Origin of the sequence: Malonomonas rubra DSM 5091 (assembly GCF_900142125.1) — a bacterium.
Lineage (GTDB): Bacteria > Desulfobacterota > Desulfuromonadia > Desulfuromonadales > Geopsychrobacteraceae > Malonomonas > Malonomonas rubra.
The window spans coordinates 1-14,281 of record NZ_FQZT01000009.1 but is presented as its reverse complement, the minus strand read 5'-3'; the positions used below and the strand labels follow the sequence as shown (position 1 = coordinate 14,281).

The 14,281-nt window shown below is 52.7% G+C and carries 14 protein-coding genes, 1 tRNA gene and 2 riboswitches; of the genes, 11 read left to right on the top strand and 4 right to left on the bottom strand.

Going from position 1 to position 14,281, the window contains the following annotated elements; genetic code table 11:
- Window positions 1–2 precede the first annotated feature (2 nt).
- The 9 genes from nrfD to BUB13_RS12185 all read left to right on the top strand — a co-directional run bounded on the left by nrfD (window position 3) and on the right by BUB13_RS12185 (window position 8,543).
- Window positions 3–1,247, top strand: coding sequence for an NrfD/PsrC family molybdoenzyme membrane anchor subunit (gene nrfD / locus BUB13_RS12225; RefSeq protein ID WP_084092065.1), 1,245 nt, complete (start codon window positions 3–5; stop codon window positions 1,245–1,247).
- 151 nt (window positions 1,248–1,398) lie between these two features.
- Complete coding sequence (fdhD, locus tag BUB13_RS12220) at window positions 1,399–2,820, top strand: formate dehydrogenase accessory sulfurtransferase FdhD (RefSeq protein WP_072909055.1); 1,422 nt, start codon at window positions 1,399–1,401, stop codon at window positions 2,818–2,820.
- Window positions 2,818–2,936: riboswitch (molybdenum cofactor riboswitch) on the top strand. Its footprint overlaps the gene before it by 3 nt.
- Before the next feature lie 78 nt (window positions 2,937–3,014).
- The gene (locus tag BUB13_RS12215) at window positions 3,015–3,695 is read left to right on the top strand and encodes an ATP-binding cassette domain-containing protein (RefSeq protein ID WP_072909054.1); all 681 of its coding nucleotides are present in this window, start codon (window positions 3,015–3,017) and stop codon (window positions 3,693–3,695) included.
- 26 nt (window positions 3,696–3,721) lie between these two features.
- Window positions 3,722–4,007: riboswitch (molybdenum cofactor riboswitch) on the top strand.
- Between the two features lie 62 nt (window positions 4,008–4,069).
- Window positions 4,070–4,870 carry an ABC transporter substrate-binding protein gene (locus BUB13_RS12210; RefSeq protein WP_072909053.1) on the top strand — a complete coding sequence of 267 codons (801 nt, stop codon included), beginning with the start codon at window positions 4,070–4,072 and terminating at the stop codon, window positions 4,868–4,870.
- A 9-nt stretch (window positions 4,871–4,879) separates the two neighbouring features.
- Complete coding sequence (locus BUB13_RS12205) at window positions 4,880–5,566, top strand: ABC transporter permease (protein WP_072909052.1); 687 nt, start codon at window positions 4,880–4,882, stop codon at window positions 5,564–5,566.
- Window positions 5,567–5,588: 22 nt separating this feature from the next.
- Window positions 5,589–6,803: a molybdopterin molybdotransferase MoeA gene (locus tag BUB13_RS12200; RefSeq protein WP_072909051.1), complete on the top strand. Its 1,215-nt coding sequence runs from the start codon at window positions 5,589–5,591 to the stop codon at window positions 6,801–6,803.
- 3 nt (window positions 6,804–6,806) lie between these two features.
- The gene (mobB, locus tag BUB13_RS12195) at window positions 6,807–7,325 is read left to right on the top strand and encodes a molybdopterin-guanine dinucleotide biosynthesis protein B (RefSeq protein WP_072909050.1); all 519 of its coding nucleotides are present in this window, start codon (window positions 6,807–6,809) and stop codon (window positions 7,323–7,325) included.
- A 23-nt stretch (window positions 7,326–7,348) separates the two neighbouring features.
- Window positions 7,349–7,444: transfer RNA gene (locus BUB13_RS12190), tRNA-Sec, on the top strand.
- A 124-nt stretch (window positions 7,445–7,568) separates the two neighbouring features.
- Window positions 7,569–8,543, top strand: coding sequence for a site-specific integrase (locus tag BUB13_RS12185; RefSeq protein ID WP_072909049.1), 975 nt, complete (start codon window positions 7,569–7,571; stop codon window positions 8,541–8,543).
- Window positions 8,544–9,186: 643 nt separating this feature from the next.
- Here BUB13_RS12185 and BUB13_RS12180 read toward each other — a convergent pair.
- The 4 genes from BUB13_RS12180 to BUB13_RS12165 form a co-directional block, all read right to left on the bottom strand.
- Window positions 9,187–9,702, bottom strand: coding sequence for a hypothetical protein (locus BUB13_RS12180; protein ID WP_072909048.1), 516 nt, complete (start codon window positions 9,700–9,702; stop codon window positions 9,187–9,189).
- 30 nt (window positions 9,703–9,732) lie between these two features.
- Complete coding sequence (locus tag BUB13_RS19530; protein ID WP_425269185.1) at window positions 9,733–9,981, bottom strand: double zinc ribbon domain-containing protein; 249 nt, start codon at window positions 9,979–9,981, stop codon at window positions 9,733–9,735.
- A gap of 413 nt (window positions 9,982–10,394) precedes the next feature.
- The gene (locus BUB13_RS12170; protein ID WP_072909046.1) at window positions 10,395–11,759 is read right to left on the bottom strand and encodes a sigma-54-dependent transcriptional regulator; all 1,365 of its coding nucleotides are present in this window, start codon (window positions 11,757–11,759) and stop codon (window positions 10,395–10,397) included.
- A complete protein-coding gene (locus BUB13_RS12165; protein ID WP_072909045.1) occupies window positions 11,756–13,519 on the bottom strand; it encodes a two-component system sensor histidine kinase NtrB in 1,764 nt (587 codons plus the stop codon). The genes BUB13_RS12170 and BUB13_RS12165 overlap by 4 nt, the downstream gene beginning before the upstream one ends.
- Before the next feature lie 63 nt (window positions 13,520–13,582).
- On the opposite strand from BUB13_RS12165, the gene BUB13_RS12160 reads away from it, so the two are divergent.
- Window positions 13,583–13,942, top strand: coding sequence for an ArsR/SmtB family transcription factor (locus BUB13_RS12160; protein WP_072909044.1), 360 nt, complete (start codon window positions 13,583–13,585; stop codon window positions 13,940–13,942).
- Window positions 13,942–14,281 (top strand): permease (locus BUB13_RS12155; RefSeq protein WP_208610164.1); only part of this gene is annotated, 340 nt, incomplete at its 3' end. The genes BUB13_RS12160 and BUB13_RS12155, both read left to right, overlap by 1 nt.

Sequence of the window (14,281 nt, the reverse complement as noted above, 5' to 3'; positions counted from 1 at the left end):
CGATGACTGCTGTACGCGCTGTTGCAAAAGAGATTAAAGGCTATCACGCCTTTGTCAAGTTCATGATTTTCCTGGTGGTTTTGGCCGCCGTCGCCTCCCTCGCCCGTTTCGTCTTCGGGCTGGGAGCAACCACCAACATGGATGACACTTACCCCTGGGGTTTGTGGATTTCTTTCGACGTTGTTACTGCGGTGCCGCTGGCAGCCGGGGCATTTACCCTCGGCGCTATTGTCCACTGCTTCAACATCAAGAAGCTCGAGCCGCTGGTTCGCCCGGCGATCGTCACCGGTTTCCTCGGTTACTCGCTGGTCTGCGTCGGCCTGGTGCTTGACCTGGGGCAGCCGCACAAAGGCTGGCACGTTCTGCGTTACTGGAACCTGCACTCGCCGATGTTCGAGGTTGCCATGTGTGTTATGGCTTACACTACGGTGCTGTTCCTCGAATTCCTCTCGCCGGTGGCGGAGAAATTCGGTTGGCACATTCCGCTGCGCATCCTGCGTTGGCTGGAGATGCCGCTGGTTATACTGGCTGCAGCAATTTCGACCCTGCACCAGTCGTCCCTCGGCACCTTCTTCCTGATCGCCGTCGATAAGCTGCACAGCCTCTGGTACAATCCATTGTTGCCGCTGCTGTTCTGGGTCAGCGCGATCTGCTGTGGTATGTGCATCATCATCGTCGAGGCGACCGCTTGTCACAAGTGGATGGGCCAGCCGAACGAGGGCGTGCTGCTGCGTACCCTGGCGAAGATTCTGCCTTACACTCTCGGCTTCTACATCTTCCTGCGCGTCTACACCCTGATGGCGCTGTCGGAAGGGCCGTTCTTTGATGTACCGGTATTTACTCTGCTGTTCTTCCTGGAACTCGGCATCGGTTTCATCCTGCCGTTTTTGATGTTCACCAGTAACTCGGTACGTAACGACGATCGCCGCCGCGTGATCGCCGCCCTGCTGGTGATCTTCGGCCTGGTCCTCAACCGTTTCAACGTTTCGATGTTCGGCATGATGGACCCGAATCACATGTACTACCCGTCGATCATCGAGTCGCTGGTGACTATCGGTATTATTGCCGGTCACATTCTGTTCTTCGTGCTGATCGCCAAGTACTTCCCGATCTTCGAGCACCATCCGGAGACTGTCGATTACACGATCCCCGATTCTTTCCACAAGATTGATGACGGTAAGCCGAAGCAGGAAAAAGAGCAGAAAGAAGTTCTGCCGGAAGGCAGCGCCGCTTCCGAGCTTAGCTAGGCTGTCAAAATGCTGTCGCCGTCCACACGGGCGGCGACAGTAAGTTTGAAATTGTAGTAAAACGAGAGAAACATCTGACTTTACCCCGAAGCAGCGAACGATCGGCGCAAGCCATTTTCTGAGTCGGGGGTTCAATTGATAGGGCGAAATCATGCAAGAGTCAGCCGCACATAAAATTATCCGTGTCAGCCAGGGCCGCAGTGAACATCTGCAGCGCCCGGTGGTCGAAGAATACCCCTTGCGTCTGCGCGTCAACGGCAAGGAACTGGCGACACTGGTCTGTTCCCCGCACAAACTCAATTTTCTGTTGATCGGTTTTTTCCGTCTGCAAGGCTTTATCTCATCCCTCGATGAGATTCAGTCGCTCGGCGTCTGCTCCGATTTCGGCCTGGCCGAAGTGCGTCTGAATGGTGAGCTGCCGGAGCGCCTGCAGCCGACCCTGACCTCCGGTTGCGGGACCGGTATCGCTTACAACCTACCGGATCAATTGCTCAGCGAAGGTAAGCAGCGGCCGCGACATTACGACAGCGAAAGCCTGTTGCGACTGATGAAAGAACTGAATGACCTGACGGAGCAGTACCGCAGCCACGGCGGTATCCACTCTGCCGCCATCGGAGATCGCGATGGTGTTTTGATGCTGCACGCCGAGGATATCGGCCGCCACAACACTCTCGATCGGGTTGCTGGCGAGGCGCTGTTCCGTGGTATCAATCTGCAGGACAAGATGCTGGTCACTTCCGGCCGGGTTTCCACCGAGATGGTCGCCAAAGCGGCGCGCCTCGGTATCGGTCTGTTGGCCACCCGCACTTCGCCGACCGATAAAGCGATCCAGCTCTGTGAGCAGGCGGGCATCACCCTGGTCGGTTACGTCCGCGGTGGCAACATGGAAGTTTACAGCCATTCGCAGCAGTTGCGTCTGAACAACAACAGCGAGCGGATCACCGGCGTCACCGGCGTCATCCTCGCTGGAGGTGAGAGCCGTCGTATGGGCAGTGACAAGTCGTTGTTGCCGGTTGCCGGCGCGCGTTTTATCGATCATGTTTATCAGCGCATGGCGAGCCTGTTCGACGAGGTGGTCATCGTCACCAACTCACCCGATCTCTACAATGAGATCCCCTGTCGCAAAGTGCCCGATATTTATTATGCGCAAGGTTCGCTGGCCGGGGTTCATTCCGGCCTGGCGCATGCGAAAAGCGAGAAAATTTTTGTTGTCGGCTGCGACATGCCCTTTATCAGCCCGGCTGTTGTGCGTGAGATCTGTTCCCATGCGGCTGAAGGCGACCTGGTCATTCCTCACAGCAGCAGTGGCCACGAGCCTTTACATGCGCTCTACAGCAAAGCCTGCCTGCCGGCGATGGAGAGGGTGCTTGATGCGGGTTTAAAGCGTATTTTGCTTTTCTTCGATCAAGTGAAACTGGTAGAGTTGCCGGCGTCTGTCGTCCGCCAGCACGACCCGCAGGAAAAAAGCTTTCAGAACATCAACACCCCGGAAGATTATTTCCGCCTGCGTGGTACACTGGTCGATGAGTACGAGATTGAATTGCCGCTGAAACGCGGCAACGATAACAATTAAAGAGATTGTCTCCGAACCGTCCCGCCTAACAGGTTAACCTCACGGCGGTCGGTCTATGGGTGCGGTTGGAAACGACCCTGCCTCCCGGATTGGAAAGGGGATTCTGTTAAAACCAGCGGCGGCAGGCCGTCACTGGTGTTTTTTCAGAGCTTCCTCCAATCGGAGGAAGCTTTTTTTGTGGATTGTATACGTTTATGGCGCTTCTCGAACTGAACAACATCAGCATGCTGCAGGGCGATTTTGAACTGCAAGTGCCGCAACTGACTCTGCAGAGGGGACAGTTATACGTGCTGCGTGGTGAGAATGGTTCCGGCAAAAGTACTCTGCTGCGCCTGCTGGCTTTATTGCAACAGCCCCAGCGTGGTGAAATCTGTTTTGCCGGTGAGCCGATTGCCTGGCGGGCTGAACGACTTCAGGCGCTGCGGCAGAAAATCACTCTGCTTGATCAGAACCCTTTTTTGTTTGCCGGCAGCGTTGAGAAAAATCTGGCTTTCGGGCTGAAACTGCGTGGCATCCATGGGGACCGGCTGCGGCAGAAAATCGATCAGGCACTGGCAGTTGTTGGTCTTTCCGGTTTTCAGAAGCGTCGGGCGAAAGAACTGTCGGGAGGCGAGAGCCGCCGTGTCGCTTTGGCTCGTGCTCTTTGCCTACAGCCGAAATTATTGTTGCTCGATGAGCCGACCGCCAATCTTGATATTGGCCAGGTTGGGGTGCTGGAAAAATTTCTCGTCAGTCTGCCACAACAGGGAATGACGGTTGTCATTGCCAGTCATGACAGTGGTCAGGCGGAGAGGATCGGCGGCGAAGTGGTCCAGATGGCGCGTGGAAAACTGATAGATGCGCCTGCAGTAACGCCGGAATTGAAAGTCGTATGAACGCGCTGAAGAGCTGAGGGTTCAGATAGTATTTATATCTCCGAGCTTTTGCCCCTGTCGGTTGTAACCGTGGTGCCGGAGCCTGTACCTGAATCAGCGAATGGATCGATGAATATAAGTGCAAGTCATTGCCGCGTCTGAGTTCACAAAAAATGACCGCCGAACCTATGGTGCGACTCACATTTTTTGCAAACTCATTCACGACAAGCACTTACACTCCTTTTTCACCGACCAGCCACTGATCCAGGCTAAGGGTAGTGCTGGAAACGGCACTGCCTCCCGTGTTTGGAAAGGAGTTTCGCAGCACATATCGGATGTTGCTGCCTATGCCTCTTAGGAGGCTTTTTCGCACTTTTTTTGGAGGAACAGAAAAGATGAAAGCATTGCGTATTGTTGTCATTCTGAGTTGCCTGATTGCCCTGGCGACCAGCGCTATCGCCGCAGAGCGGTTGCGCTTGGCGACCACCACCTCAACCGAGAACTCCGGCCTGCTGGCCGAACTTCTGCCGCCGTTTGAAAAGGCGAACGATTGTGTCGTTGACGTCATTGCTGTTGGCACCGGTAAAGCGATCAAGCTGGGTGAAACCGGTGACGTCGATGTCATCATGGTGCATGCCCGCAGCAAGGAAGATAAGTTCGTCAACGAGGGTTACGGTATCGATCGTCGCGACATCATGTACAACGATTTTGTCATCCTCGGCCCGGAAAGCGATCCGGCAGAGCTAAAAGGCTGTACCGATGCCGCTGCTGGCATGGCCGGGATTGCTGACAGTAAAAGCACGTTCGTTTCCCGTGGCGATGATTCCGGCACCCATTCGCGTGAAAAGCAGCTGTGGAAAAAGGCCGGAGTAACCCCGGCTGGCGACTGGTACCTGGAGGCAGGTCGCGGCATGGGAGAAGTCATTGTCATGGCCGGTGAGCGTCAGGGCTACACCCTGAGCGACCGCGGTACCTACATCGCTTATTCGGAGAAGACTCCGTTGAAGATTGTTCTGGAAGGCGATGCAGGCCTTTTCAATCCTTATGGTGCCATCATGGTTAACCCGGCCAAACACCCGCACGTGAAAAAGGATCTGGCGAAGAAGTTCCTCGACTACCTGGTTTCCGACGAGGCAAAAAAGCTGATCACCGGATTCCGCAAAGGTGGCAAGCAGCTGTTTTATGTTGAAAAATAGGGTCTTCGCTTGGGTTATTTAGGCGACTCTTTCGTTACCGCGATTGAGCTGATCTTCAGTTTCGACCGGGAGGTCCGGATGACAGTCTGGACCTCCCTTTACACCTCCAGCACGGCAATTGTCATTGCTGGTTTTCTCGGTGTGCCGGTCGGCCTGTGGCTGGGCTTGAGTCAGTTCAGGGGGCGTCAACTGCTGATCACCCTGCTGAACACCCTGATGGCGCTGCCGACAGTGGTGGTCGGTCTGCTGTTGTTCGGCCTGTTCAGTCGCCAGGGGCCGCTCGGACCGCTCGGATTGCTGTTTACTCCCTGGGCGATGATTTGTGGCCAGGTGGTTCTTGCCACGCCGATCGTTGCCAACCTGGTGCTGACGGCAGTCAGCGGAGCCGACAACCGTATCATCAACACCGCGCTGACCCTTGGCGCCTCGCGGTTTCAGGCGGCCCATCAGCTGTTGCGCGAAATCCGTTTCGGTGTCATGGCAGCGGTCATCGCCGGTTTTGGCCGAGTCATCGCCGAAGTCGGGGTGGCGATGATGCTCGGTGGCAATATCCGCAACAGTACCCGCACCATGACCACCGCCATTGCACTGGAGACCAGTAAAGGTGAGTTTGCTTTTGGTCTGGCGCTGGGAATTGTCCTGCTGACGGTGGCCCTGCTGGTGAATCTGGGACTGAATGTTCTGCAACAAAGATGATGTCAGGAAAAGGAAGAGGCTGATGTATACATATTATCAAGCCAGAAATTTGATCGTTGAATCGGTTCAACCGCTGGCGATCGAAAAGGTTTCCCTGCTCGATGCTGCCGGCCGCGCGGTCGCGGAAGATATCGTTGCCAACCAACCGCTGCCGTTGTTCGACAACTCGGCGATGGACGGTTATGCCGTGCGCGCGGAAGATTGTGAGTCCGGAGTGATTCTGCCGGTGCAGGGCTACATCCCCGCCGGGGGCAAAATCGATTGCCGGGTCGAGCCGGGTACCGCGGTCAAGATTATGACGGGCGCGCCGGTTCCGCCGGGGGCTGATGCCATTGTTCCTTTCGAAGAGACCGAAGAGGGAAAAGACAAGGTGACCATCCTTGGTCGGGTGAAAAAGGGCGATCATATCCGCTGGAAGGGTGAGGATATCAAGCCCGGCGATAAAATCATCGATGCCGGAACCGTTTTACGCCCGGCCGAGATCAGCCTGCTCGCCTCCTTCGGCATGTCGATGGTCAAGGTTTGTCGGCGTGTGCGCGTGGCGATCCTTTCCACCGGTGATGAGTTGCAGGAGCTGGATGAGCTGCGCTTCGAGGGTGGTATCATCAACAGCAATTCCTGGGCGCTTGCTGCCGCACTGCGTGAAATCGGCGCCGAACCGCTGATGCTCGGTATCGCTCGCGACAACATAGAAAGTCTGCGCGAGAAGATGCGCGATGGGCTGCAGGCCGACGTGCTGATTACTTCAGCCGGAGTTTCTGCCGGCGATCGTGATTACGTGCGCGAAGTATTGGAAGAGCTGGGTGTCGAGCAGAAGTTCTGGAAAATCAACATCAAACCGGGAAAACCGACCGCCTTCGGTATGCGTGGTGACACCCCGGTCTTTTCCCTGCCCGGAAACCCGGTGTCGACCATGATCACCTTTGAAGAGTTCGTTCGCCCTGCCTTGCTCAAAATGATGGGCCACCGCACGCTTTATAAACCGTTGCTCAAAGCCAGACTGCAGGAGCCCGTGAAGAAAAAGTATGATCGTTTGCAGTTGATGCGGGTGGCCGTGGAGCTGAACGACGAGGGGGAGCTGATGATCGCCAGTGCCGGCGACCAGAACACCGGGATCCTGCGCACCATGATCGACGCCCAGGCTATCGCCCTGCTCGCGCCCGATCGCGACTATTACGCAGCAGGCGACTCCTTGGATATTCATCTGCTCGGCGCTGCGACCGCATTGGGGTATTGATTCATGAGCCAGACACCTCCCCCGGCCGTTTCTTTTATCGCCCGTTCCGGCACCGGCAAAACCACCTTGGTCACCAAGCTGATCAGCGAGTTGAAAAGCCGTGGCTACAAGGTTGGGGCGATAAAGCACGATGCCCACAAGTTTGAAATAGACCACCCGGGTAAAGATAGCTATCGCTTTACCGAATCTGGTGCCGACAGCATGCTGATCAGCTCCAGCAGCAAGCTGGCGCTTGTCAAACAACACCAGCAAACACCTGAAATCAGCGAGCTTGTCGAGGACTATTTTCCTGATGTCGATATCGTTCTGGTTGAAGGTTTTAAAAAGCTTGGACTGCCAAAAATAGAGGTTCATCGCCGCGAGCATGGCAACAACCTTATCACCCGCGGACAAAGCAAAGACGATAGCTTGATTGCCGTCGCTACAGACAGCGAACTCGATATCGACGTTCCGCAGCTCGACCTGAACAGTCCTGCTGCCATTGCTGATTTTCTGGTTGCGAAACTTGAGTTGAAAAGTTAAGATCGCCAAATATCACCAACAACGGAGGCAGCTAGCGTTCTGGTGATGCTCACGGTCTTCAAAACCGATGTGGGGAGTATCCCTTCCCGGGTGGGTTCGATTCCCATCTGCCTCCGCCAATTAATAAAAACAAGGGGTTGCAATTTTTTTTGCAACCCCTTGTTTTTTACGTCTAGCACAATCCACCCGTTTTGCGTCATTATTGATCCACAGAATTTTCTAATCTCAGATAGGAGGAGCTCTGTGGCATCAATCTTAAAACGGGGACAATATCAGTGGCAGGTGAGAATCAGAAAAAAAGGATGGCCAACGCAAACGAAGACCTTTGAAACTAAAGAAGAAGCTGCTCGATGGGCTCGCAAGATGGAGTCTGAGATGGATGACGGATTATTTGTCTCTCGAAAAGAAGCCGAGACAAATACCCTGGAAGAGGTGTTAGATCGCTATTGTGAAGAAGTGACCCCCAATAAAGAAGGTGCAGAGCAAGAGCGAAATCGAATCAAGCATCTCAAAAAAACCGGTCTAGCAAAACGGTTTATGTCTAGGATCAGGAGCACCGACATCGCAAAGTATCGAGACAAGCGATTATCGGACGGTCTCAGTCCATATACGGTAAACAACGAACTGATTCTTCTTTCCAATGTATTCAATATTGCTCGTAAAGAATTTGGATTTGAGTCTATTAAAAATCCCGTTTCTGATGTGTCCCGCCCAAAACTCCCCGGAGGAAGAAATCGCAGGTTGTTGCCTGGAGAGGAGGAAAAACTTTCTCGTGCTTTAGACCGAGAGATGAACACCTTATTCGTTTTAGCATTGGAAACTGGAGTTCGAAGAGGCGAACTACTGAGATATAGATGGGAGCACATTGATCTGGAGAGCAGGGTAATTCACCTTCCGAAAACTAAAAATGGTGAAGCTAGAGATATTCCACTATCAACTACAGCGGTTTCTGCTTTGAAGAAACTTCCAAGGCGTATTGATGGAAACGTTTTTAGCATTAGTAAGGACGATGTAAGTAGAAAGTTTAGAGAGACGTGCAATGCACTTGATATTCAAGATTTGCGCTGGCATGACCTGCGCCACGAGGCCCTATCTAGGCTCTTTGAGAAAGGGCTTGGCATCATGGAAGTAGCAAGCATTTCTGGCCATAAAACTCTCCAGCAGCTCAAGAGGTATACTCACCTCAAAGCCAAGGATCTTGCTTTAAAGCTAGGTTAGCTGGTTGGAATTTGAATTGGAAATTTGGATCATTCGCAGAGGCTTCTATTAAGTCAAATTCACAGTTTATGCAAAATTAGAAAACAGAAAAACCGGGGATAAAAAGCTCTAGATGTAACGTACCCAGTCCCCCCAGATCTGACCGTCCCCAAAAGCCCTAGATGTAACACTTTGTTTCGACATATTACGGTAAGACTTCTTTGCTTATTGCTGAATATTAAATTGGGGATATTTTTTATTGTTTTTAAGCCCATTATTATAAGGTTTATACAAAATTAGAAAATGGAAAAACTGAAAGAGAAAAGCTCTCAATGTAACGCACCCAGTCCCCCCAGACTGGTCCCTCCAAAATAGCTCTCAATGTAACACTAGATTCGCCCCCTGCTGCCGAACTTCTAAAATCTTGAAACAGAGAAGTGCCTCTGGATATCAGAGAATGATTGCAACCAAATGTACCTATATATGAAAAACGGCCGATCTGGCCTAAAATTCCATTTCAAAAGAAATTTGGCAATTTTTGTAAAGGGACAAAGCCTCTACTGGCCCTCTATGATCTTCAAATAATTGAGATTGTTGTTTGTCAAAAAAAGCGGCCCACCTGCTATCAGGAGGCCGCTTCTAAAATTGAATCATTCCTTGGTTGCTAATTCCGCCAGCAACCACCCATGTGGCCAGCCATGCGGCTCATGTGTCCCGACCCCATTTGGTGGCCTTGTCCCATCCGGGCCCTGTGGCTTTGATGGTCACAGCCGTTGTAGCCACAGCGGAACCATGAGCCATTTCCACCAGCAATAAACCCGCCAGCTTCTTTGTTAGCTTTGTCCAGCAAGGACCAGTACTGCTTCTCCAGATCGACAATTTCTGTTTCCAGGTTCCGCAAAGCGCCAACTGTGGTGCTGTCGTTTGCACTGGCAGAGCGATATTCTTCAGTCTTGCTGTTAAGGGAGGCTTGTAGCTCATCCAGTTGCCCAGAATACTTTTCTTTTACTACATCCAATTTTTGTTGCTGTTCGGTGGTTAGGTTCGCACTTGAATAGGTCGAACCGGGGCCATATCCGCCGCGACAATTCCAGCTTGCAAAGCTCGTGGAAGCGATTGCCAGAAAACCGACAATAAGAGAAAAAATAAGGATTTTTTGTTTCGCTGTTGTGTTGATCATGATCGTTCTCCTTTTTTGTGGATATGAGACTTAACTAGAACTGGTTGCTTCAACATTTGTTGACTGGTTCTCGTTGCAGTATGGGCAGTACGACCAGTCGTGTTCGATAATCCGGCTGCAGTTCGGACAATTGTGCTTGAGTGTGTCGCCGCAATGAGGACAACGGAAGTAGCTTGCATGAATCGCCCCGGAACATTTCGGGCAACTAAGCGCCTGAGGAACTGGGGCTGGTTGGCGTCTGAAAATCAGCCAGATGATGACGGCAACAATGATGACCATAAAGAACCCCGGCATAAACCAGCCGCCCATGTGCCATCCGCTCCATGCGGAACCTGGACCACAAAACATATTTTTTCCTCCTAGAATTTCGAATGTCCGCAACCCCGGTAGTGGGTATGCGAGTTGTCAGCGTTTGATGATGAGTTACCGTGCCCATGTCCACCCCAGTGGCCCCAAGGGCCGCAGCCGGACAGCAGGAACAGGCTTCCCACCAGAACAGTAAGTAACAAAACAGTTTTCAGCATGATGCTCTCCTTTTCGTGATCGTTACCCAGATAAAGAGCAATGCTGGTGCCAAAACTGTAAGTTATTGTAAATGCAGAGCTGTTGCTTTTGGAGGGGGATGAAGGCGGTAAATATTTTTACTGTTTATACAGGCTCAAAGAAGACCATTGTCAAAAGTTTTGACAGTGTCAGGTCAGGCCGTATTCCTTGAGTTTGTTCTGCAGGGTCTGGCGCGTAATGCCGAGGATTTCGGCCGCACGGGTGCGGTTGTTATCGGTCTGGCGCAGGGTGGAGAGGATCAACTCCTTCTCCATGTCTTTCAGGGTCAGGCCGGGGCGGATGGCAAAGGGACGCTCGCTGTTGTCAGCATAGGACTGACGAACCTGCACAGGCAGGTGCTGAAGTAAAATCTGTTCTTCTAGGCAGAGGATCACCGCTCGCTCAATGGCATTTTCCAGTTCGCGGATATTCCCCGGCCAGGCATAGGCCAGCAGGGCTTCCAGCGCTTCCGATTCAAAGCTGCGGATGTCTTTGCGGTTCTTGTCGCAATAACGCTTAAGGAAATGCTCTGCCAGAGCCGGGATGTCCATCGGTCGCTCCCGCAAAGGGGGCAGGTGCAGCGGTACAACGCTGAGACGGAAGAAAAGATCCTGCCGAAAGCTTCCTTCTTCAGCCATCTGTTCCAGGTTCTTGTGAGTTGCGGCGAGCATGCGGACGTCGACCTTGATGGTCTTTGCTCCGCCGAGCCGTTCGAATTCGCCTTCCTGCAGCACACGCAGAATTTTCGCCTGGGTGGTCAGACTCATGTCGCCGATCTCATCGAGAAAAAGGGTTCCCTTGTCGGCCAGTTCAAAGCGCCCTTTACGCTGTTCAGCGGCACCGGTAAAAGCGCCTTTCTCATGCCCGAACAGTTCGCTTTCCAGTAGGTTTTCATGCAGCGCGGCACAGTTGACCTTGATAAAGGGAGCATCCTTACGTTGACTGTTGTGGTGGACCGCCCCGGCGACCAGTTCCTTGCCGGTTCCGGATTCGCCGGTAATCAGAACGGTGGCATCTGCTGGCGCAACCAGCGCCAGGGTTTCGGCCAACTCTTGCATCGGCTGGCTGCTGCCGATCAGGTTACCCAGATCGAACTTTTCGCCCAGTCGCTGTTTAAGGGTGCTGTTCTCCTGCTGCAGACTCTTGAAATCAAGAGCCCGTTTAACCGTCAGGCTTAGAGCATCACTGTCGACTGGTTTAGTGACATAGTCGAAAGCGCCTTGTTTCATCGCTTCCACGGCATTTTCGACAGAAGAAAAGGCGGTAATAATGATCACTGTTAGTTCCGGCTTGTGTTTGTGGATCTCTGCCAGAGCCTCTAATCCGTCCATCCGCTGCATTTTTAGGTCCAGCAGCACCAGGTCGACATGCCTCTCTCTGGCCAAATGAACTGCGACATCGCCATCAACTGCTTCAATGATCTCGTAACCTTCGCTGCCGAGGTGGGCTTTCAGCATGGTGCGGTGAGCACTATCGTCGTCAACCAGCAGTAGGGTTTTCTTAGTTTGATTCATGCTTGCTCCTCCCGTCGTGGCAGGATAATGGTGATGCAGGTTCCTTGGCCGGGCTGACTATTAACCTCAATACGGCCATGATGCTGTTCGACGATCTGCTGAACAACAGCAAGACCAAGGCCAGTGCCATCCTTCTTGGTGGTATAGAAAGGATTGAACATTTTCGCCTGCTCTTCCTGGGAGATACCCTTGCCGGTATCTTGTACCCACAGGTGAATCTCTTCAGATATTTTTCCGCCGAGGGTAATACTGCCACCGGTATCGGATGCAGCTATGCTGTTTTGTAGCAAGTTAAGCAGAACCTGCTGTAGCAAGTCTGGGTCTGCGTACAGGTTGGAGCCCGGTTCCAGATGCTGCAGCTTCAGGTCAATCTGCTTGTTATCGGCTTCCTCCTGGACGAAGGTCAGGCTCTTCTGGGCGATAGTGCTGAAGTCAATTTTGATTATTTCGGGGTCACGCGGCCGGGAGAATTGCAGCAGGGCGGAGACTGTACGGTTGAGCCGATCCACCTCGCCAACCATCAGGTCGGCGTATTCTTTCGCTTGGTCATCCAGTTTCGCGTTGCGCGAAAAATACTGGGCGAAACCACGCAGGGTGCCGAGCGGGTTGCGGATCTCATGGGCTACTCCGGCAGCCATCTGCCCGAGCGCCGCATGGCGGCGAGAACGCTCCAAGGCATCTTCCATCGCCTTGATCTCTCGTTGGTCGCGTAGAATCAAGACCATCCCACGCAAATCTCCTTCCCGGTCACGCAAATTGGATGCACTGACCTTCAGAGGAACCGTTTCGCCATCCTGCCTCAGGCAATCAATTGGCTGGTCGATAAATTCTTTTCCGGCGCGGAGCAGAGGAGCGAGGGAGCATTCTTCCGTCCCCATCAATTGTTGCAGGGTCTTGCCCCGCATGTCGGTCTCACTGCGAGCGAAGATCTCTAAGGCGGTACTGTTGGCTGTGACGATACGACGTTCCGTGTCGATACTGATCAGCCCGGCAGGCATGCTGTGGATCACATTGTCGGTGTATAGCTCCATGTTCTCAAGCGCGGCCTTGGTCACCTGGGATTTGTGCGACAGGAACAGGGCATACAGACCACCAGAACTAAGCAAAAATAAAATACCCAGTAAAATCAGGCTCTGTTTGACATCCTCCGCACGAGCAGCATCGAAATCTTCGGTGTAGAGCCCCAGATAAATGATTTGTCTGTGTTCGTTACGGTCACTATTCCCCTGCATCCCACGCCAATTCCGCCAGCGGGGCATCATCTCCATTCGCCGCGGCATCATGGTCAGCGGACTGAACTCTTTGGCTATTTCATAGATCCGCTGCCCCGACTGATCCCTCAAGAACCTTGCTTGCGGCTGATCTGCACTCAAAACCTTTGACGCCGGAGGTAAGCTTTCAGGCTCAGGAAGATTCCCAGCGTTAGCAACAGGATGTCCTTTTTCATCCTGGATGAAAATGTAGGCGATAGTTTCCTCGCGGGCGGTTTCTGTCACCAGGGTTTCCAGGTTGCCACCACGTGGGCCCATCATCATCGAGGTCCTGGCTCCAGCCTCGAAGGCCCTGATCAGTGTCTCTGCTTGTTTGAGCAGGAACCCTTCCATGAATTGCTCTTCACGATCCAAATTGTGCCAGGTGACGATAGCCAAGACAGAAGCCAGTAGCAGGCTGGCCAGGATAAAGCCGAGTGCCGGTATAGATAAAAACCGCTTGTCTTGGCGATTTGGAGGTATGGGGTTGTTGTGGTCCGGTATTGACATTTTATGCCGAAATCCCTAATTTATATTTTAACGCTTGAATACCTATTCATATATGGATGTGCCATGAACCAGGAAATTTGTCAAGTTAACCTTATCCACGAAGAGTGTGTCGCGGCAGCTCAGCAGCAGATGCCACAGCTTGCGACAATTGAACAGCTAGCCACTGTCTATAAACTGCTGGGGGAGCCGTCCCGGCTTAAAATCATGCTCTCTTTACGGACCTGCGAGATGTGCGTTTGTGATCTCGCCGCGATGCTCGACTCCACACCGTCAGCCATTTCCCATCAGCTTAAGCTACTGCGTATCAGCGGGCTGGTTCAATCACGCAAAAAAGGCAAGATGGTCTATTACAGTCTTGCAAAAAATTCAGTTCAGCAGATGCTTCTTGAAGGTCTCAACTACGCTGTTGAAAAGAAGGCGTAATGGTAGATCTTTTTATCGGTGTATTTTTTGAGTCCTGGGAAGTCCTGGTAGAATCCGCCCCATATGTTCTGTTCGGTTTCTTCGCCGCAGGTATTCTCAAGGCCTATCTTCCAGAACAAATGGTGGCAAAGCACCTCGGAAAGAACAGTACCTCTTCAGTTCTGAAAGCTGCTCTGTTCGGTATACCTTTGCCACTTTGCTCCTGTGGGGTGATTCCGGCTGCGATTGAACTGAGAAAACAGGGGGCGAGCAAAGGAGCCTCTGCTTCCTTTCTGGTCTCGGTGCCGGAAACCGGAGTTGATTCCATCGCCATCACCTGGGCTCTGCTTGATCCTGTCA